We start from the raw sequence: 19,037 nt of genomic DNA, 5'->3' as shown, positions 1-19,037 counted from the left end.
TTTCATAAAAATCAGATTTTAAGAGAAACGGGAAGCTCGCTGAGCTTCCCGTTTTTTATTGTTAAAGATTATATTTCTGAATTTCTACCAAGCCTCAACTTTCGATTTCAGGGCTTCTATTGCATTTTCTTTTAACCCAAAAGTATTAACCAGTATTTCATGCAATTGTATTTCATTTTCTATAGAGATGGATTCTTTTGCTCCATTATCAGACCGAATATTCATAACATGATCCATAATATAGGTATAGCGGGCATTCTCATCTACTTTTGAAAGAATCAGCCTGTTCTTAAAATGAGAATCAGGATGAGTAGACAAATACCAGTTGGAAATATCAAGATCAATAGGTTCTACATGCTCAGGTATAAAGCGGTATACCGGAAGCCACTGCTCCTTCCACATCCAGAGCGTATATGTTTCTTCTTTATGGGAAATTTTAAATATTCCGTTGGGGGTTTGCTGCTGATCTTCTTCATTTAAAAGAATGGGTGTAGTAAGTGTAGCTGTTCCAAAACCGCAGTCTGCCACATATTTTTTTCCTTCAAAATCAACAATAAGCAAAAGATGGGTTTGTGCAGCAATGCTATCCTCCTGTCTGCCCCACACTACCCTTCCGAGCTGGAGTTTTACGTTGAATCCTAATGTTTTTAAAACTTCACTTAAAAGCAGATTCTGTTCGTAACAATATCCTCCCCTGGATTCTATAACCAGCTTTTTGAATATATCATCCAAATTCAGAGAAGGAACTGTTCCTGTATAAGAATCAATATTCTCAAAAGGAATATATTTGGGATGAAGCTGATGTATTTTTTTCAAGGTCTCCATATTCAACTCCGGAGTTCCGGAGAAATGAATTCGTTCGAAATACTTTTCCAGGTCTGATGTATTCATAATTTGTTTTTTATGGTTTCAAAAGTGAGTAAAAACTACTCTTGTAAAATTATTGAATAGATTGAACCCGGAACAGCATATATATTCAGAATAGAACAAATCTATTGTTTATAAAAGATCTTTTTTCGATGTTACATCCACTATATCCTTCCCTTTTTTCTTAAAAGCAGAATAGGTAATCACCACACTGATCGCCATTAAAATAAATGCTAAAAAGAAAGGTGCTCCGGAAAACTTGAACGGTGCTTCATCATGCGTGAAATAGTAAAACAGATTCGTCATCATCGGAGGCCCAATAATAGATGTAGCACTCATCAAACTCGTCAATGCTCCCTGAAGTTCCCCCTGTTCATTAGAAGGGACACTTTTCGTAATAACAGACTGCAAGGCCGGACCACAAATCCCTCCTAAACAGTAAGGTACCAAAAACACGAACATCATCCAGCCTTCAGAAGCAAAAGCAAACAACAGCATTCCTACAGCATAGAAAGCCAATCCGTAATAAATACTTTTCTGTTCTCCCAGCCTTGGTGTCGTATACCTGATAAGACCTCCCTGTACAAGGCCTACTAATAAACCTACAACTCCTAATGAAATTCCTACCATTCTTTCCGTCCAGCTGAACTTATACATCGTAAAGAAGCTCCAGTTACTCTGTACAGCATGACCTGCAATATAGATTAAGATCAACGAAGCGATCAATCCGGAAATTTCGGGATGTTTACCTAAAAATTTAAATGAACCTATAGGATTGGCGCGTTTCCAGTCGAATTCTCTTCTTTTATCTTTATCCAAACTTTCTGGAAGAATAAAATATCCATACAAGAAATTAAGCAAACATAAACCTGCGGCCGCATAGAAAGGAACTCTAGCACCATAATGTCCCAAAACTCCACCCAGAACAGGTCCTATAATAAAACCTAGTCCAAAGGCCGCTCCAATCAGTCCAAAATTCTTTGCCCGATCTTCATCCGTGGAAATATCTGCAATGTAGGCACTGGCCGTGGTGACACTGGCGCCCGTAATTCCCGCAATTACTCTTCCCAAAAACAGCCACCAGATGGTGGGAGCCAATGCAAGGAAGATATAATCTACCGCAAATCCAAAAAGAGAAATAAGAATAATTGGTCTTCTTCCGTATTTGTCACTCAGATTTCCAACAAGCGGAGAGAATATAAATTGTGTAAATGCATAGGCAAATCCCAGCCAGCCGCCATATTTTGCAGCTTCGCTGATATCTGCATGAATGAGTTCCTCAATCAATTTAGGAACCACAGGAATGATGATTCCCCATCCTGTAATATCTATCAGTAAAGTAATAAATATGAAGCCTATAGCCGCTTTTTTCTTTGAATTTTCCATGATGATGCAAAATTAATCAAATCTGGAAAATAATGATTCTAAATTGTATGGTATTAAAGAAGTATAATATGAATTAGTAAACTAAGCCGTTCAGCAAAAACAAAAACCTGCATCAAACTCATTGTTGAAACAGGCCTTAATATTAATTAGAAATCATTTTGTTAATTACTGTTGAGCTTTGTATAGAGCACCCTGTTGGTGATGATACATTTGATCAGACAGCTTTGCTTTAAGGTTACTTTAACCACGTTGCTGTATTGATAAGCCGTTGTATTCCCATTCAATACAGACCTTACCCCTCTACGGTAATAAGTTGTCTGTGTAACTGGCGGAGCATCATAAGTAGAAGATGTAGCATTAGTAATGTTCGTAAATGTTACATTATCCGGAGAGCTCTGCCACTGATATTCCGCAGAACCGCTTATCTGCACTGCTGCAGTTTGGCTAAATGCAGCAGGATCATTACTGATATCCATACATACCGTCTGGTCTGCAGCAATAGTTCCCGGGCTGTTTACCGAATTTACAAAAAGCCGTCCAATAGTAGAAATTGCCTGGAAGGAACAGGTATGAAAGCTGGAGTTGGCCACCACTCGATACTGATTATTATTAAACCCTACAGGAACATTGCTGATAGTAAGTGTTGATGAAGTAACATTGCTGTAATTGGTATCATTCGTGAGATTAGTCCATGTACTGCCGTTAAGAACCTGCCATTGATACGTAATATTATCAGGAGTTTCATCTGTAGTTGTATTATTGATAACGGCAGTCATTGTTGTAGAACCACCTGCAGCCACAGTTTTATCAGTAGGCTGAGACAAATAGGTCATAGGAGCAAGATAATACTCGGAAAGAATATTATACACCCTCATCTGGCTGAATGAAAACCCAATACCAATAGCTTCTCCAAAAGCAAGCTGTACTTCATCCCAGGCTGCAGTAGAAATCACTTTAATGATCCTGCGCTCCTGATTATCTCCGAAATCAAAGAAAAAATGCCCATTGATCCCCGTACGATACACTTCCTGCCCATTATTATAGAAAACAAAGTTTCCACCATTAAAACTGGGATTAAAATTAAACCCATCTGAAGCAAAATCAATATAGACTGGTTTATTTGCCTGAAAATCGGCTCCGGTGGTTCCTACTCCTATGTACATACTGCAAAAAAGCCCCGCACCAGTACCAGGCTTCAGAGAGGCAAATGAGTTGACATCCGTATCTGTCATATTATTAGGATTGGCAGCTTCTTTTCCCAATCTGAAACAAAGAAAACCACCATCGCTTGAACTTGAAGTATTAGTATCCAGTAATCTTCCACATCCGCCATTGGGCAGAGCTACCATTTCCTGAGCCATCATTTTGTTTGTTACAAAAAGAAATACTGCTATAAGCAAATAGTTTACTATTGAATTTGTTTTCATCATCAATAATTTTTAAAGTTAGTTATCATGGAAGGATATTCATCCCAGGGTGAGGATGCTCATAATGACGGTATGTCACTTCAAATTATTTGATTACAAATACAATATTAACGAAAGAGCAGGCAGTAGCTGTTCCCACTACATCATAGCGCAGGATTCCGTTGGCATCAATGCTTACATTACTAAGAACTGTATTATCAAAATCTGTCACATAATAATACAGATCTGTTGCATTGGTAAAGAAAGGAATTGCACCCGGAGCTCCGGTACTCGAGACTTTCGGGGTAGAAAACTGAGCTTTATAAAGCTGAAATAAATCTTTTGTTCTTGCTGTACCGGTAGTAGAAGTATCAATACTAATGGAAGGCATATAAAAGAATTTAACAATATTACCACTAATCGGAACCCAGTTCGGACTGGCGGATGTTCCGATATTTTGAGCTAATGCCTGTCTTTTAAGATCATAGACCAACAAACCGTTCGCTGGAGTAGGAATTGTTGACAGATCAAGAATCCTGGGAATCAATACCCCTTTATTAGTGTTGGTAACATCCAATGCAGCACTTTTATCAGGATTAGGAATTCCAATCCCAACCTGTCCAAACAGGAAACTGCCAGCAATTAATGCTACAGGAATGAATAATTTTTCGGCTTTCATTTTTGTTTTGTTTTATGTAAATATAAAATAATTTATTACATAAAACTCTTATTTTTTAATATTTTTCAATCAAATCAAATATTTTATTAAAAAGTCACAAAAATCCTTTATTATTCGACCATTACAAATAAATAAATTATTCTCCAAAATTAGACTTATTATACATAATTCTAATTTAATGCAATTGTGAAAAAGAATAATTCACAAAAAAATATTGAAAAAAATATTATTAAGAATATCAATAAATAATTACATGTATAAAACATATAAAATAATCATAAATTAAATAAAAACATACTTATTCCAATCAAAACCATGTAAAAACATGCAGATAGATCTAAAATTTACCCTTAGAAATACAGGTTCATCAAATCTACAGCTTGGTTTCTGTCTCTAGTAAAGTCGATAGTATATTTGAACCCTTGAGTTACTAAAAGAATAGTAAAAAAACCTGCTTCAAACAACTTATTGAAACAGGCTTATTATTAATTAGAAATCACTTTGTTAATTGTTTTTCGGCTTCGTATAAATCATTCTATTGGTAATGATACCTTTAACCAGGTTCACATACAGATTTCCTACATTGGAAATCTCCTGAAAGGAACAGGTATAAAAACTGGAGTTGGCAACTACTCTATACTGGTTATTATTAAAACCTGCAGGAACATTGTTGATAATAAGTGTTGATGAAGTAACATTGCTATAATTAATATCATTCGTGAGATTAGTCCATGTACTTCCGTTAAGAACCTGCCATTGGTACGCAATATTATCCGGAGTTTCATCTGTAGGAGTATTATTGATCACAGCAGTCATTGATGCAGATCCGCCAACAGCTGCTGTTTGATCCGAAGGCTGGGACAGATAGGTCATTGGAGCAAGATAATATTCAGAAAGGATATTATACACCTTTATTTGGCTGAATACAAGACCAGCACCTAAAGCCTCATTAAAAACCAGTCTTACTTCATCCCATGCTGCCGGAGGAGTCACTTTAATGATCCTGCGTCCCTGATTATCTCCAAGGTCTAACAAAAGATGTTCATTAATTCCTGTGCGATAAACTTCCTGACCGTTATTGTAGAAAACAAAGTTTCCGGCATTAAAACTGAGATACAAATTAAAACCATCAGAGGCAAAGTCAATATAAACAGGTTTACTGGCCTGAAAATCGGCTCCCGAAGTTCCTACCCCTAAAGACATACTACAAAACACTCCAGCACCTGTTCCAGGTTTAAGAGATGCATAGGAGTTCACATCCGTATCCGTCATATTATTAGGATTAACAGCCTCTTTGCCCAGCCTGACACAAAGAAGACCTCCATCACTTGAGCTTGAAGTATTGGTATCCAATAATCTTCCACACCCACCACCGGGTAAGGATACCATTTCCTGAGATATCAATTTTCCTGATACAGCAAGGCATACCAACGTAAGGATACATTGTACTATTGAATTTATTTTCATCATCAATAATTTTAAAAGTTAATTGTATACAAGAGCACACCCATCCCCGAGTAAGGATGATCACAATGACAGTATTTCATTTAAAACTATTTGATTACAAATACAATATTAACAAAAGAGCATGCAGTGGCCGAACCAATCACATCGTAACTCAATATTCCGTTAGCATCAATGCTTACATTACTTAAAACCGTATTGTCAAAATCAGTTATATAATAATACAAATCCGAAGCATTAGTAAAAAAAGGAATTGCCGCCGGTGATCCCGGACTGGAAACTTTCGGGGTAGAAAACTGAGTTTTATAAAGCTGGAATAAATCTTTTGTTCTTCCTGTGCCTAAAGTAGAAGTATCAATACTAATAGAAGGCATATAGAAAAATTTAACAATATTACCACTGATTGGAACCCAGTTGGGACTTGCTGGTGTTCCGATATTTTGAGTTAAGGCCTGCCTTTTGAGATCATATACCAGCAAACCATTAGCCGGAGTAGCAATTGTTGACAGATCTAAAATTCTGGGGATCAAAACCCCTTTATTAGTATTGGTAACATCTAATGCAGAACTTATATCAGGGTTTGGTACTCCTATTCCGATCTGCGAAAAGAGAGAACCACCAGCACATAATGCCACAGCAATGAATAATTTTTCGATTTTCATCTTTGTTTTGTTTGGTGTAAATATAAAATAATCTACTGCATAAATTATTATTTATAAATAAAAATAAAATACATAAACACCTTACTAACAGCGTATTACAAATAAAAAATCAACCAAATCCATCGAAGTTATTAAACATAATTCTATCATCTTACTATTTTCAAAACTAACTTTAACCAAAAACAGAATTATACAAAACATACGAATTAATCAAAATAAGCAAAAGCATATAAGGAGATAAAAAAAGACCGTTTCTTTCGAAACGGTCTTTACTAATTTATTGTAGTATGTATTACTTTGAAGCAAGTTCTTCTTTAGCAGAAGTGGATTTTCCATGTACCTCTTCTTCTTTCCCTGTTTTAAGGAAGTCATAAGCAATTGCAGACGCAATAAAGATGGATGAATAAGTACCGAATCCAATACCGATTAACATCGCAAACATGAATCCTCTTAAGTTATCACCTCCGAAAATGAAGATCGCAAGGATAACCAAAATCGTAGTGAATGAGGTGTTGAATGTTCTACCCAATGTACTTGAAATAGAGTCATCAAACAGGCCTGCTAATGTTAAAGATTTTTTCTCTCTCAGGTATTCTCTAATTCTGTCGAAGATAATTACCGTATCGTTGATTGAGTATCCTAATACTGTAAGGATCGCAGCGATAAAATCCTGGTTGATCTCCATGTTGAACGGCATATACTTGTGAAGCAATGAATATGCTCCTAAAATAATTACCGCATCGTGGAATAGAGCAGCAACCGCTCCAAGAGAGAACTGCCATTTTCTAAATCTTACCAAGATATAAACAAAGATCATTGCTAATGCAGCTAATACCGCATAGATACCGTGAGTCTGGATATCATCAGCTACAGAAGGTCCTACTTTCTCAGAAGAAATGATTCCAGCGTGGTCTTTATCAGCAGATTTGAAATCTTTCAATGTAGTTCCTGCCGGTAAGTTGGTTTTTAAACCTTCAAATAATTTTTGTTCGATAATCTGGTCAGCCTTTAAAGATTCATCTTCGATAAGATAATCTGTAGAAATCTTTAATTGTCTGTTGTTTCCGAAAGTTTTAGCTTCAACAGAAGAGTTTTTACCGTCTTCAGTTTTGAATAATGCTACTAATTTTTCTTCAACATCTTCAGCTTTTACATCTTTATCAAATCTTACCACATAGTTTCTACCACCGGTAAAGTCGATACCGTATTTGAAACCGTGAGTTGCAATTGAAATAACACAAATAACTGTAAGAACAGCAGAAACTATATATGCATATTTTCTCTTTCCAATGAAATCGATCCATGTATTTCTGAATAGGTTCTTCGTAGCCGGAGTCCAAACAGAAAGACCTTTTCCTTTATTCAACCTTGAGAAAATCATTACTCTGGAAAGCAATACTGAGGTAAATAATGTCATTAAAATACCGATCATCAACGTCAATGCAAAACCTTTAATAGGTCCTGTTCCGAAGAAGAACAATACAACTGCCGTTAGGAAAGTCGTAGTGTGACCGTCAATAATCGCATTCAATGCATGTTTGAAACCATCTTTGTAAGCTTCAAGAATACTTTTCCCAGCGAATAATTCTTCTTTAGTTCTTTCATAAATGATAACGTTCGTATCGACCGCCACTGCCATCGTAAGAACGATACCCGCGATACCTGGAAGCGTAAGCGTAAAGTCTCCCGAATCCATGATACCGAAAATATAGAATAAGTTGATCACCATTGCAATTACTGCATATACACCAGCTCCACCATAGTAGAAAATGATATAAACAATAATAATAGCGAATGCAATAATGAACGACATTAAACCAGAGTCAATAGCCTCCTGTCCTAAAGATGGACCTACAACCGTAGCCTGAACTACTTTTGCACCTGCAGGCAATTTACCAGCACCTAACACGTCTACCAATTCTTTAGCTTCCTCCTGAGAGAAGTTACCAGAGATCTGAGTTCTACCGTTAGGGATAGCATTTACAACGTTCGGAGCCGTGTATACTCTGTTATCAAGAGTTACAGCAACTGGTTTTCCAACGTTTTTCTCCGTTAATGTTTTCCATTCTTTAGCTCCCTTAGAGTCCATCTGCATGTCTACCACTACTCTGCTTAGTTCATCATAGCTGATATTTGCAGTTTCTACAGCACCGTCTACCGGAGCTTTTTGGTTGATGTTACCTCTGATGGCGTACAATACTAAACTTTCAGCATCTGTAGCTTCAGGTTTGTAACCCCACATGAACTGTGTATATTTAATGTTGGATGGACGTAAAGACTGACCTACTTTGCTGTTCAAAATCTTGTTTACAACTGCAGTATCAGATAATTTTACGTTGGCAACACCATTCGTTCTTAATTTGTCAAGTTGTAAAAGGTTCATGAAGTTCACATTCTTTGCTACTCCCATAGAATCTCCTTTCGCAGCAACCATAGTTGTCAAAGTTTGGAAATAAGGTGCAATTTCAGGAACCTGCTGTACTTCCCAGAACTGAAGTTTTGCAGAAGTCTGAAGCATTTTCTTCACTTTATCGATGTCCTTCATACCAGGCATTTCCACAGAAATTCTAGCTGTACCAGGTACTCTCTGAACGTTTGGCTGGATAGCTCCAAGCTTGTCAATTCTCGTTCTGATCACCTCGAAAGCTGTTCCTACAGACGCATCAATTTTTCTTTTAACAATGCTTTTTACCTGCTCATCAGGTGTATTGTACTTCACCTCAGTAAGTGTTGTATTTCCGAAAATTTCCGGATCTGCCAACTTAAGGTTTGTTCCTTTGGCTTTGTTAACTACATCGAACTGTTCAAAGAAATTGTCGATGTAAGGTCTTGTAGAATTCTTCTGTGCTTCATCAGTTTTGTTTAAAGCCTCGATAAGAACTGGGTTTGTAGAATAATTGGTTAAATCATTCACAAGATCTCTTTGGTTGATCTCCAAAAGAACGTTGATCCCTCCTTTCAGGTCAAGACCAAGTTTCATTTCCTTGTCTTTGGCTTTAGTGTAATAAAGTTTTGTGAATCCTAAATTCAAAGTATCCTTAGAAAGTCTTGCGATTTCTTTTTGATACTTCTCCGGATTGTCTCCTGCAATAGCAGTCGCCTGCTTTTCAATTTTGCTGGCGTACCATGTTGGTAATAGCTCGTTTAAGCAAATCAACCCTAGTACAATAGCGACAATTGTAATAAGTCCTTTTCCTTGCATTTTGTTATAACTACGTTAAATTAAGTCGGCAAATATAATGATTTTCTTGTATTTTATGAATTTTTAACAACAGAAATGGTTTATTTTCAGATATATTGGTATTCTGATTTCTATTTAAGATTTAACAATTTTTTCATGCTATCATAGTGAAGTCTTCAAAATATGATTGGTATAAAATTTTCATTCAATCATTCAACACACTAACTCTCACAATATTATGAAAAAACTACTTTTTAGCATCAGTATTTTTTCTTCCTTAATTGTTAATTCTCAAAGCATTAATTTGGAAGAATTTGTGACAGGACTTACCAGTCCGGTAGAGATTACGAACGCCAATGACAGCCGGCTTTTTGTTGTTCAGCAGAACGGTATCATTAAAATTATTCAACCCAACGGGACAATTAACGCAACAAATTTTCTAACCATCACTTCAAAAATTATTTTTGGCGGCGAAAGAGGTCTTTTGGGACTTGCATTTCATCCACAATACTCTACTAATGGGTATTTTTTTGTGTATTATAACAATCCTGCAGGAAATATTATCGTTGCCAGATACAGCGTAAGCTCAACAGATCCCAATGTGGCCGATCCTAATTCCGAAAAAATCCTGTTGAACATTCCCAAACCCTTCGACAATCACAACGGAGGAAGTATTCATTTCGCCCCTGACGGAAAACTCTGGATCATCACCGGAGACGGAGGAAGTGGTGGAGACCCCAATAATAATGCACAAAACAAAAATTCTTTGCTTGGAAAAATGCTGAGAATAGATGTTGATGCCACTGGCCCTTACAATATCCCCCCTGATAATCCTTTTGCAGGAGCTGGTGTAGACGGATTAGATGAAATCTGGGCTTATGGCCTCAGAAATGGCTGGAAATTTTCTTTTGACCTGACCACGGGAAATGCTATGATTGCTGATGTAGGACAAGGAGCTATTGAAGAAATCAACAAAATACCTATTACACAAGCTGGTATAAACTACGGCTGGCGCTGTTATGAAGGAAACAACGCTTATAATACCACAGGGTGTGCAGCACAGTCTACGATGACGTTTCCTATTGCCGTATATGATCATTCCGGAGGCAAATGTTCTATCACAGGCGGTTATGTATACAGAGGAACTCAATATCCGTCGCTTCAGGGAAAATACTTCTTCGCAGATTACTGTTCTGCCCAAATTGGAGTTTTGGATAGCAATAATGCTATCACCTGGATGCCTCCCTCTTCCGGAAACAACTTTTCTACTTTTGGAGAAGATTATCAAAAAGGATTGTATGTAGCAGCCGTCACCAGCGGAAAGATTTTTAAAATATCAACAGGTACTTTAGGCACTCAGGAAAATGCTTTAGGCAGTATCAAGGTTTATCCTAATCCTGCTTCAAAAGAGATTTTCATTGATGGTATTAAAGATAAAAAAGCAACTTTGGAAATCATCAGTGCGGAAGGAATAAAAGTATTGGAAACCGATCAGATCATTAATGGCAAAAGCATTAATATTTCAGGAATTCCTGCCGGGGTTTATTTTATCAATCTAAAATCCGGAGTATTGAAATCTTATAGCCAGAAATTAATTATTAAATAAAATTATTCTTTAACACAGCATGCTTCGTGAACTAGGTTCGTAAACTTTCAGTGTATGCTCAGCATAAACGATGACTTCATACAAGCTGTGGGCGTAAACAAAATACTTTAAATAAAAAAAGCGGTTCAGAACTGAACCGCTTTTGTGTTATATTGTCATTGAGAAAATTCTCGTTTCCGGTTTATTTCTCATCATTCTCAGATCGAAAACCATTGCTACGTTTCGTGTAAACGCTCTTCCTTCTTCTGTAATTTTAATTTCGGTTCCATTGATTTTAACTAAGCCGTCATTTTCCATTTCTTTCAGCATTTCCAATGCATTTTCAAGTTCAGGGAAAGAGTTGTTGACATCAAAGGTGGTTTCAAGCTGACACATCAGGTTCAGAATATGTCTTCTTACAATAAGATCTTCTTTATTCAGAACATGTCCTTTTACCACAGGAATTTCTCCTTCTTCAACCATTTTCTGATATTCTTCTACCGTTTTTACATTCTGAGCAAAAGCATACCACGAATCTGAAATCGCAGACATTCCAAGGCCAACCATCAGCTGGGTATTACTTGAAGTATAGCCCATAAAGTTTCTGTGAAGTTTTTTATGAATCAGAGACTGATACAAATCATCATGTTCAAGAGAGAAATGATCCATCCCTACTTCAATATACCCCAAATCCTGAAGCAGTCTTTTACCGTCTTCATACAAACGGCGTTTTTCTTCTCCACTCGGAAGATCATTTTCATCGAAACCTCTCTGCCCAACACCTTTTACCCATGGAACGTGTGCATAAGAGTAGAATGCCAGTCTGTCCGGCTTCAGCTCCATAGTTTTTCTGATCGTGTGCTCCATTGCATCCCAATTCTGGTGAGGCAATCCGAAAACAAGATCATGGCTGATTCCTCTGTAACCAATTTCCTTAGCCCATTCTGTAACGTTTTTTACGTTTTCAAAAGGCTGGATTCTGTTGATGGCTTTCTGAACTTTTGGATCATAATCCTGAACTCCAAAGCTTACTCTTCTGAAACCGAGGTCGTATAAAGTCTGAAGATGCTCTTTCGTAGTATTATTTGGGTGCCCTTCAAAAGAAAATTCCGGGTGTTCTGCAATCTCTACAGTTGAAAAAATACCTTCTAATAATGTTCTTAAGTTCTCAGGAGAGAAAAATGTAGGAGTACCCCCTCCAAGGTGTAATTCTTTTAGTTTAGGTTTTTCGTTGAAAAGATCTAGATAAAGTTTCCACTCTTTTAAAACACTTTCCAGATAAGGTATTTCCACACTGTGCTGTTTGGTAATACGCTTATGGCATGCACAGAATGTACACAGTGCCTCACAGAAAGGTAAATGGATATAAATAGAAATCCCCTCCTCTGCATTGCTCTCATGAAAAGATCTGATCACAGTTTCCTTCCATCTTTCCGGTGAAAATGTTGATTCATCCCAATACGGAACGGTAGGATAAGAAGTGTAACGCGGTCCGGGAATATTGTACTTATCTATTAAAGAGTTCATCTTGAAAATTAAAATTTTATAAGGGTATGAAATTTAACATAACCAAAATTTCACCTTACAAAATTAACCATTAGTTATGAATTTTAACCTATGAATTATATTAGGTTCTATTTTATAATGAGTCTAAATACGTATGATCAGGCTTTTGACAAATAGTGATAAATTCTATATCTTATATTTAAAATTTTAATTTCATGACAGCAATTCTGTTATTTCCTGCAAGAACCACACTGTTACCATCAATCCACTGGCAAACAAAGAAGCCTTTTTCATCGGAAATTTTCTTCCATGTTTTCCCAAAATCTGAAGAATAGCTGATGTGCTTGTCCCCTACCGCAATAATCTCTTTTCCTTTTGATCCCGGTTTGATTTTCACACAGGTTGTATATCCCGTATTCTGTCCGGAAGCCTGAATCTGCCAGGTTTCACCACCATCATTTGTAGTTGCAATATTATTGACATTAGCATCCTGCTTTGTATAATCTCCTCCTACAGCAATCCCGAAGCGGTCTTCAAAAAAATCTATCGAATACATTCCTTGTGAAGATTCGCCCTGTATAATGGGGGTATTGAAAATTTCAATTCTTTCCTCTTTCAGATTCATTCTTAAGATTCTTGAAGCTTTTCCTCCGGTCGCAATCCACAAATACTTTTTTGTTGATGAAATATTGGTATTACTGGCAGCAAAGGCAGCTTCACCATCATTTAATGATACATTATTTTTAAACATGCTCCATTTCCCATTTTTGTAGACAGCCAGCTTCAGAAGATGATCTTTGTCAGAATCACAAAAGGTATAAGCAAGTTTATCATTTACAAAATGTAAAGCATCATAAAAAGCAGTTTTTGCAGTATCTTTAAATACTATCTGTGTTTTCAGATCTTTTTTATCAATCTTGAAAAAACGTGCTGGACTTTCAATATTGATAGCATAAAAAGAAGTTTTGTCCTGAGCTAATGTTCTAAACTGAAGTTTGTCTTCGGATAGCCTGATCTGTTTCTGGTTTTTATAGTCTTTAAGATCTACAAACCCAAATTTGGAATCTGTGCCACTGTACCAGACTCTATAATCATACAGTTCAATGGCTCTGATACTGATCTTATCGTTAAGAATTGTTTCAATGCTTTCTACCTGTTGAGAAAATGCTGTAAGTCCTAGGGACACCAATAAAATGGAGAAAATCTTTTTCATATACATATTGTAAGACAAAAAAAACCGCCGAAGCGGTTTATATTATTATTAATCTTGGTTCTGGTATTTTTCAGGATTATTAAGTTTACTATTTGATTTTCCATAAAGGAAATAGACTAAACCACCTAAGAATAACCATACAGCTGAAAGCTCCAATGCATGAGCACTTAAGTTAAATATCAAATAAATATTGATAAATACCCCCAGTGCTACCACTATTTTGTAAGCAGGAACTTTGAAAGGTCTGATCAAATTAGGTTCTTTTTTTCTCATTACCCAAACGGCAATACAAACCAGTGTAAATGCAAACAGGGTTCCGAAACTTGTCATATCTGCTAATGTTGAAATTGGAGTAAATGCAGCAATTAATGCAACCACAATTCCTAATAAAATGATTCCTTTGTAAGGTGTTTTTGTTTTTGGATGAAGATCACCGAAGAATTTAGGAATCAATCCGTCTTTTGCCATTCCGATGAAGATTCTTGACTGTCCCATCATCATTACCATTACTACGGAAATTAATCCTACAGTAGCAGCAATTGTTACTATATTACTAGCCCAATGTTTTCCTGCAATTTCAAAAGCATACGCTACAGGGGCTTTAATGGCATCAGGATATTTACCTTCCGGATTAAAATCTGTATAATGCATCATCCCTGTTAATACAAGAGATACACAAATATATAAAGCGGTACAAACCAATAATGAAGCAATAATTGCGAAAGGCACATCTTTTTTAGGATTAATAGCTTCTCCAGCCTGTGTAGAAACAGCATCAAAACCAATATAGGCAAAGAAAATAGCTGCTGCTCCGGAAATAATTCCTTTAATACCGTAAGCTGAGACCATATCTCCCTCAGAATTTTTAATCTGAACCTGATCCGGAATAAAAGGTTTCCAGTTTTTAACGCCGTCTACAGCATTATATAGATCAGTATTAGAGAAAATGATATATACTCCTGCAATAATTACAAAGATAACGGCAGAAGTTTTCATCAAAACGATCAGGTTATTAGCTCCTGCTGCTTCTTTCGTTCCTTTTACCAATAGCGCGGTAATCAAAAGAACAAGAATAAATGCAGGCAGGTTCATTGAAAAACCGTCCCCTGTATAACTTGCCGGATCTGATGTAAGATAAGCAGGTAAATGAATATTAAAAATTTTCAAAAATTTGTTAAAATATCCGGACCAGCTCACGGAGACCGCCATACTTGCCATTGCATACTCGAGGATGAGACACCAACCCATGGCCCATGCAAAAATTTCTCCTACTGTTCCGTATGCATAAGCATAAGCAGACCCTTCCACAGGAATAATGGATGCAAACTCAGCATAGCATAGCGCAGCAAAAACACAAGCGATCCCTGCTATGATAAAAGAAATTGCAAGCGCTGGTCCTGCATGATAATAGGCTCCCGTTCCGGTAAGAACGAAGATTCCACCACCAATGATAGCACCTACTCCAATTGCTGTTAAACTCCATTTTCCCAGGACTTTCTTCAGCTCACTTTTCTTCATATCTGCCTCATAGGCACTTAGTGGCTTCTTAACCCAAATTTTCGACATATAATTTTTATTTTAAGAATTTACGAAAGTATAAAAAATTTAGATACTTTCACTTTAATCGTTAAACTTTCATCATTTATTTTACATTAAAACTTTTAAAACCTAGACAACACATTATATAATCCATTTTAAAAAGTCCATATTTTTGCTTATTTTTGATTGCATGAATTTATATGATCTTTTTGTAAAACCCTATGAAAGCTATGATTCTTTACAAATTACGTTGGAAGCATCAGGTGCAATTTTCGGAATACTGAGCGTATTTTTTTCCATAAAGAAAAATATATGGGTCTACCCTACCGGTATTATTTCAACGCTGATCTATGTATATCTTCTTTTCAATGCCGGGCTGCTGGGAGACTGTATGATTAACGTCTATTATACTGTCATGAGTATTTATGGCTGGATTTTATGGGCAAGAAATTCTGAAGATCATGTTCATGTAGAAGTTACATGGGCTACCCGAAAAGAATGGATACATGCAAGTATTCTTTTTGTGCTGAGTTTGGCATTTGTAACTTTTATTTATTATTACAAACCCTATATTGATAATAAGTTCTCTATGGAAGGAACCAGTTTAGGATTATATCATCTGGACTGGGCAAATTGGATGGATGTTTTTACTACTTCAATATTTTTAGCAGGAATGTGGTTTATGGCCAAACAGCGCATTGAGAGCTGGATTTTCTGGATTATTGGTGATCTTATTTGCATACCAATGATGATTTTTAAGGGACTTGGAATCACTTCGGTTCAATATTTGGTATTTACTATAATGGCTATCTTAGGATACGTCAATTGGAAAAAAAGTTTTAAAGAAAAAAAAGTACAATAAAGTCATGAAAAATTTATTTAAAATAGCAGTCAGTATTTTTGCTATTACCAGTTTAACGTCTTGTTTAGCATATACCGATGGATACGGAAGCAATAGCGGAGGTTATGGCTACGGAGATCCTTACTATAATAATGGATATTACTATGCTCCTTCAGGATATTACGGAAGCGGAGGATATTATGGTAATGACGGCTATTATTACAGAAATAACGTTAATTACTACTATGATAGTGGCGTGCCTTATTATTACGACACTTACAACAATTCCAGAAGAAAAGTATATGTAGAAAGGAGATCAACCAGTTCTTCAAGACCTCAGAACGGATTCCAGAATACACGTACCACTACGAATAATGGTTCATACAATAACAATGGAGGATTCAATAACAGAAACTCCAATAGTAACAGTGGATTCAGAAACCAAAACAGCGGTTATCAGAACAACCAGGGGAATCAGAACAGTGGTGGATTCAGAAACCAAAACAATGGTTATCAGAATACTCAGGGAAGCCAGGGTACCCAAAACAACGGCGGATTCAGAAATCAAAGCAGCGGCGGATTCAGGAATACTGAAAGCAGCCGATCAGAATCTTCCGGCGGCGGATTCAGAAACAGTTCAAGTGGCAGCCAAAGCACTAGTTCAAGCAGACAACAGAGCAGCGGAGGCGGCTTTAGATAAAACGATTATAAATAACAAAACGAACAGCTAACACTGTTCGTTTTTCATTTTAAATATATTAATTTTGCTTCTTCATTTAACAAAAAAATATGGAATTTTATAAATATCAGGGAACAGGGAATGATTTTGTAATGGTAGACAATCGCGATCTGCAGTTTAATAAAGATAAAAACAGTATTGAAAAACTATGTGACAGACGTTTTGGGATAGGAGCTGATGGCCTTATTCTATTGGAAAACGATCCGAGCTATGATTTCAAGATGGTTTACTACAATTCTGACGGCGGAGAAAGTACCATGTGCGGAAACGGAGGAAGATGTCTTGTAGCTTTTGCTTTTTTCCTTGACATTTTTGAAGACAGATGCAAATTCATTGCAACAGACGGAGAACATGAAGCTGAAATCCATAATGGAATCATTAAATTAAAAATGATCAATGTGGACACTGTTTCCCATGACGGAAATGACTTTGTTCTGAACACCGGATCTCCTCACTATGTAAAGTACGTAGATAATTTGAAAGATTATCACGTGTATGACGAAGGATACGGAGTCAGAAATTCAGAAACATATAAAGAAAAAGGAATCAATGTGAACTTTGTAGAAAAAATTTCTGATGATGAAATTTTTGTAAGAACCTATGAACGAGGCGTTGAGGACGAAACTTACAGCTGTGGAACAGGAGTTACAGCTTCTGCTTTAACTTTTCTTCAAAAACATAATCTAACCTCTGTAAAAGTTAAAACTTTAGGCGGAAACCTTAAGGTGTATGCTGAAAAAAGCGGTGATGCATTTCAGAATATTTGGCTGGAAGGTCCTGCAAAGCAAGTTTTTAGAGGTAAAACAGATCTTCTTTAAAAACAAAAAACTTTTAATCAACATTTATAAGAATGAAAAAAGCTATTCTCATTATCATTCTGCTGATTTTTGTAGTCGCAGGATTTTTTGGTTTTAGATTTTATAATAAATATTTAGGAAATAACGTAGAAAAGGATGGTTATGTTTTGATTCCTCATAGAGCAGGTTTTAAACAGATCATGGATTCTATTGCTCCTTATATTAAAGACAAAGAATCTTTTGAAGCGGTGGCTAAAGAGAAAGGTCTTGAGACCAATTTTAAGGCAGGACGTTATCACATCGAAAGCGGAACAGGAAACAAAAATCTTGTCAATATGATTAAAGCTGGTAATCAGACAGCAAATTCATACAGAATCGGAGATTTTGGAGATATGTATCAGATGATCGGTAAGGTTGCCAAAAAAACGGAAATTGATTCTTTACATTTTGTAAATGATCTGGATGCAGTTGCACAGGAGAAAGGCTATAAAAATGTTGAAGATTTAAAAAAATATTTTTTCATTGATACTTATAAGTTCTTCTGGACAGTAAGCCCGAGAGAATTTTTCTCAAAGTTTGAAAATCAGTATAATGATTTCTGGACGAGTGAAAGAAAAAGTAAAGAACAGCAGTCCGGTCTTACAAGAGATCAGATTTATGCACTGGCTTCTATTGTTTATAAAGAATCCGGAGGAAAAAAAGATGAAATGAAAACGATTGCAGGATTGTATTTAAACCGTTACAGAAAAGGAATGAAACTTCAGTCTGACCCTACGGTAATCTATGCAATCAATAAACAAACTAATTTTAAAGAATCTATAAAAAGGGTATTATATAAGCATTTGTCTACACCATCACCTTATAACACTTACGCCAATGCAGGTATTCCTCCGGGACCTATTTGTGTAGTGGATAAGAACTCAATAGATGCTGTTTTAAATGCTGAAAACAACAATTTTATATTTATGTGTGCTGATCCCGCAAGGTTTGGATACCATAAGTTTACAGCAAGCGCTGAAGAACATGCAGTGAATGCAAAGGCTTATCAGGACTGGCTCAACTCCAAGAATATAAAATAAGCTTAGAAAGCACCTGAAACTTATACAGTTAGAAAAACAATAAACGACCATAATATTTTGACAATCAGATTGATATGGATATTCAAAATATTA

15 protein-coding genes are annotated in these 19,037 nt (G+C 36.3%); 5 read left to right on the top strand and 10 right to left on the bottom strand.

Going from position 1 to position 19,037, the window contains the following annotated elements:
- Positions 1–84: 84 nt before the first annotated feature.
- The 7 genes from LKL37_RS02795 to secD all read right to left on the bottom strand — a co-directional run bounded on the left by LKL37_RS02795 (position 85) and on the right by secD (position 9,666).
- Positions 85–891 carry an arylamine N-acetyltransferase family protein gene (locus LKL37_RS02795; protein WP_431609082.1) on the bottom strand — a complete coding sequence of 269 codons (807 nt, stop codon included), beginning with the start codon at positions 889–891 and terminating at the stop codon, positions 85–87.
- A gap of 108 nt (positions 892–999) precedes the next feature.
- On the bottom strand, positions 1,000–2,253 hold the full coding sequence (locus LKL37_RS02790; RefSeq protein WP_431609081.1) for a TCR/Tet family MFS transporter: 1,254 nt from the start codon (positions 2,251–2,253) through the stop codon (positions 1,000–1,002).
- Between the two features lie 161 nt (positions 2,254–2,414).
- Entirely contained in the window at positions 2,415–3,680 is a 1,266-nt protein-coding gene (locus tag LKL37_RS02785) for a hypothetical protein (protein WP_431609080.1), read from the bottom strand.
- Between the two features lie 85 nt (positions 3,681–3,765).
- Entirely contained in the window at positions 3,766–4,338 is a 573-nt protein-coding gene (locus LKL37_RS02780; RefSeq protein WP_431609079.1) for a hypothetical protein, read from the bottom strand.
- A gap of 504 nt (positions 4,339–4,842) precedes the next feature.
- A complete protein-coding gene (locus LKL37_RS02775; RefSeq protein WP_431609078.1) occupies positions 4,843–5,805 on the bottom strand; it encodes a hypothetical protein in 963 nt (320 codons plus the stop codon).
- Positions 5,806–5,891: 86 nt separating this feature from the next.
- Entirely contained in the window at positions 5,892–6,464 is a 573-nt protein-coding gene (locus tag LKL37_RS02770) for a hypothetical protein (RefSeq protein ID WP_431609077.1), read from the bottom strand.
- Positions 6,465–6,756: 292 nt separating this feature from the next.
- A complete protein-coding gene (gene secD, locus LKL37_RS02765; RefSeq protein WP_431609076.1) occupies positions 6,757–9,666 on the bottom strand; it encodes a protein translocase subunit SecD in 2,910 nt (969 codons plus the stop codon).
- Positions 9,667–9,883: 217 nt separating this feature from the next.
- Between secD and LKL37_RS02760 the strand changes: the two genes are divergently transcribed.
- Entirely contained in the window at positions 9,884–11,251 is a 1,368-nt protein-coding gene (locus LKL37_RS02760) for a PQQ-dependent sugar dehydrogenase (RefSeq protein ID WP_431609075.1), read from the top strand.
- A 147-nt stretch (positions 11,252–11,398) separates the two neighbouring features.
- Here the strand turns inward: LKL37_RS02760 and hemN are convergent, their stop codons facing one another.
- From hemN to LKL37_RS02745, 3 genes are all read right to left on the bottom strand, one after another.
- Complete coding sequence (gene hemN / locus LKL37_RS02755) at positions 11,399–12,757, bottom strand: oxygen-independent coproporphyrinogen III oxidase (protein ID WP_431609074.1); 1,359 nt, start codon at positions 12,755–12,757, stop codon at positions 11,399–11,401.
- A gap of 178 nt (positions 12,758–12,935) precedes the next feature.
- Positions 12,936–13,949: a WD40/YVTN/BNR-like repeat-containing protein gene (locus tag LKL37_RS02750; RefSeq protein ID WP_431609073.1), complete on the bottom strand. Its 1,014-nt coding sequence runs from the start codon at positions 13,947–13,949 to the stop codon at positions 12,936–12,938.
- A gap of 48 nt (positions 13,950–13,997) precedes the next feature.
- Positions 13,998–15,515 carry an amino acid permease gene (locus LKL37_RS02745; protein WP_121487369.1) on the bottom strand — a complete coding sequence of 506 codons (1,518 nt, stop codon included), beginning with the start codon at positions 15,513–15,515 and terminating at the stop codon, positions 13,998–14,000.
- A gap of 163 nt (positions 15,516–15,678) precedes the next feature.
- Between LKL37_RS02745 and pnuC the strand changes: the two genes are divergently transcribed.
- From pnuC to mltG, 4 genes are all read left to right on the top strand, one after another.
- Positions 15,679–16,350: a nicotinamide riboside transporter PnuC gene (pnuC, locus tag LKL37_RS02740; RefSeq protein ID WP_431609072.1), complete on the top strand. Its 672-nt coding sequence runs from the start codon at positions 15,679–15,681 to the stop codon at positions 16,348–16,350.
- A gap of 4 nt (positions 16,351–16,354) precedes the next feature.
- The gene (locus LKL37_RS02735; protein ID WP_431609071.1) at positions 16,355–17,029 is read left to right on the top strand and encodes a hypothetical protein; all 675 of its coding nucleotides are present in this window, start codon (positions 16,355–16,357) and stop codon (positions 17,027–17,029) included.
- 89 nt (positions 17,030–17,118) lie between these two features.
- Entirely contained in the window at positions 17,119–17,886 is a 768-nt protein-coding gene (dapF, locus tag LKL37_RS02730; RefSeq protein ID WP_431609070.1) for a diaminopimelate epimerase, read from the top strand.
- 32 nt (positions 17,887–17,918) lie between these two features.
- Complete coding sequence (mltG, locus tag LKL37_RS02725; RefSeq protein ID WP_431609069.1) at positions 17,919–18,944, top strand: endolytic transglycosylase MltG; 1,026 nt, start codon at positions 17,919–17,921, stop codon at positions 18,942–18,944.
- Positions 18,945–19,037: the final 93 nt, after the last annotated feature.

It is taken from the genome of Chryseobacterium sp. 'Rf worker isolate 10' (genome assembly GCF_050753305.1).
Lineage (GTDB): Bacteria > Bacteroidota > Bacteroidia > Flavobacteriales > Weeksellaceae > Chryseobacterium.
Note: the sequence above shows the minus strand (reverse complement) of the source record. Positions and strands in the feature narration are given on the sequence as shown.

What these genes read in the sequence shown, in the direction of transcription:
- LKL37_RS02795 (WP_431609082.1), bottom strand. Translation starts at nt 891, where the DNA reads ATGAATACATCAGACCTGGAAAAGTATTTCGAACGAATTCATTTCTCC.
- LKL37_RS02790 (WP_431609081.1), bottom strand. Translation starts at nt 2,253, where the DNA reads ATGGAAAATTCAAAGAAAAAAGCGGCTATAGGCTTCATATTTATTACT.
- LKL37_RS02785 (WP_431609080.1), bottom strand. Translation starts at nt 3,680, where the DNA reads ATGAAAACAAATTCAATAGTAAACTATTTGCTTATAGCAGTATTTCTT.
- LKL37_RS02780 (WP_431609079.1), bottom strand. Translation starts at nt 4,338, where the DNA reads ATGAAAGCCGAAAAATTATTCATTCCTGTAGCATTAATTGCTGGCAGT.
- LKL37_RS02775 (WP_431609078.1), bottom strand. Translation starts at nt 5,805, where the DNA reads ATGAAAATAAATTCAATAGTACAATGTATCCTTACGTTGGTATGCCTT.
- LKL37_RS02770 (WP_431609077.1), bottom strand. Translation starts at nt 6,464, where the DNA reads ATGAAAATCGAAAAATTATTCATTGCTGTGGCATTATGTGCTGGTGGT.
- secD (WP_431609076.1), bottom strand. Translation starts at nt 9,666, where the DNA reads ATGCAAGGAAAAGGACTTATTACAATTGTCGCTATTGTACTAGGGTTG.
- LKL37_RS02760 (WP_431609075.1), top strand. Translation starts at nt 9,884, where the DNA reads ATGAAAAAACTACTTTTTAGCATCAGTATTTTTTCTTCCTTAATTGTT.
- hemN (WP_431609074.1), bottom strand. Translation starts at nt 12,757, where the DNA reads ATGAACTCTTTAATAGATAAGTACAATATTCCCGGACCGCGTTACACT.
- LKL37_RS02750 (WP_431609073.1), bottom strand. Translation starts at nt 13,949, where the DNA reads ATGAAAAAGATTTTCTCCATTTTATTGGTGTCCCTAGGACTTACAGCA.
- LKL37_RS02745 (WP_121487369.1), bottom strand. Translation starts at nt 15,515, where the DNA reads ATGTCGAAAATTTGGGTTAAGAAGCCACTAAGTGCCTATGAGGCAGAT.
- pnuC (WP_431609072.1), top strand. Translation starts at nt 15,679, where the DNA reads ATGAATTTATATGATCTTTTTGTAAAACCCTATGAAAGCTATGATTCT.
- LKL37_RS02735 (WP_431609071.1), top strand. Translation starts at nt 16,355, where the DNA reads ATGAAAAATTTATTTAAAATAGCAGTCAGTATTTTTGCTATTACCAGT.
- dapF (WP_431609070.1), top strand. Translation starts at nt 17,119, where the DNA reads ATGGAATTTTATAAATATCAGGGAACAGGGAATGATTTTGTAATGGTA.
- mltG (WP_431609069.1), top strand. Translation starts at nt 17,919, where the DNA reads ATGAAAAAAGCTATTCTCATTATCATTCTGCTGATTTTTGTAGTCGCA.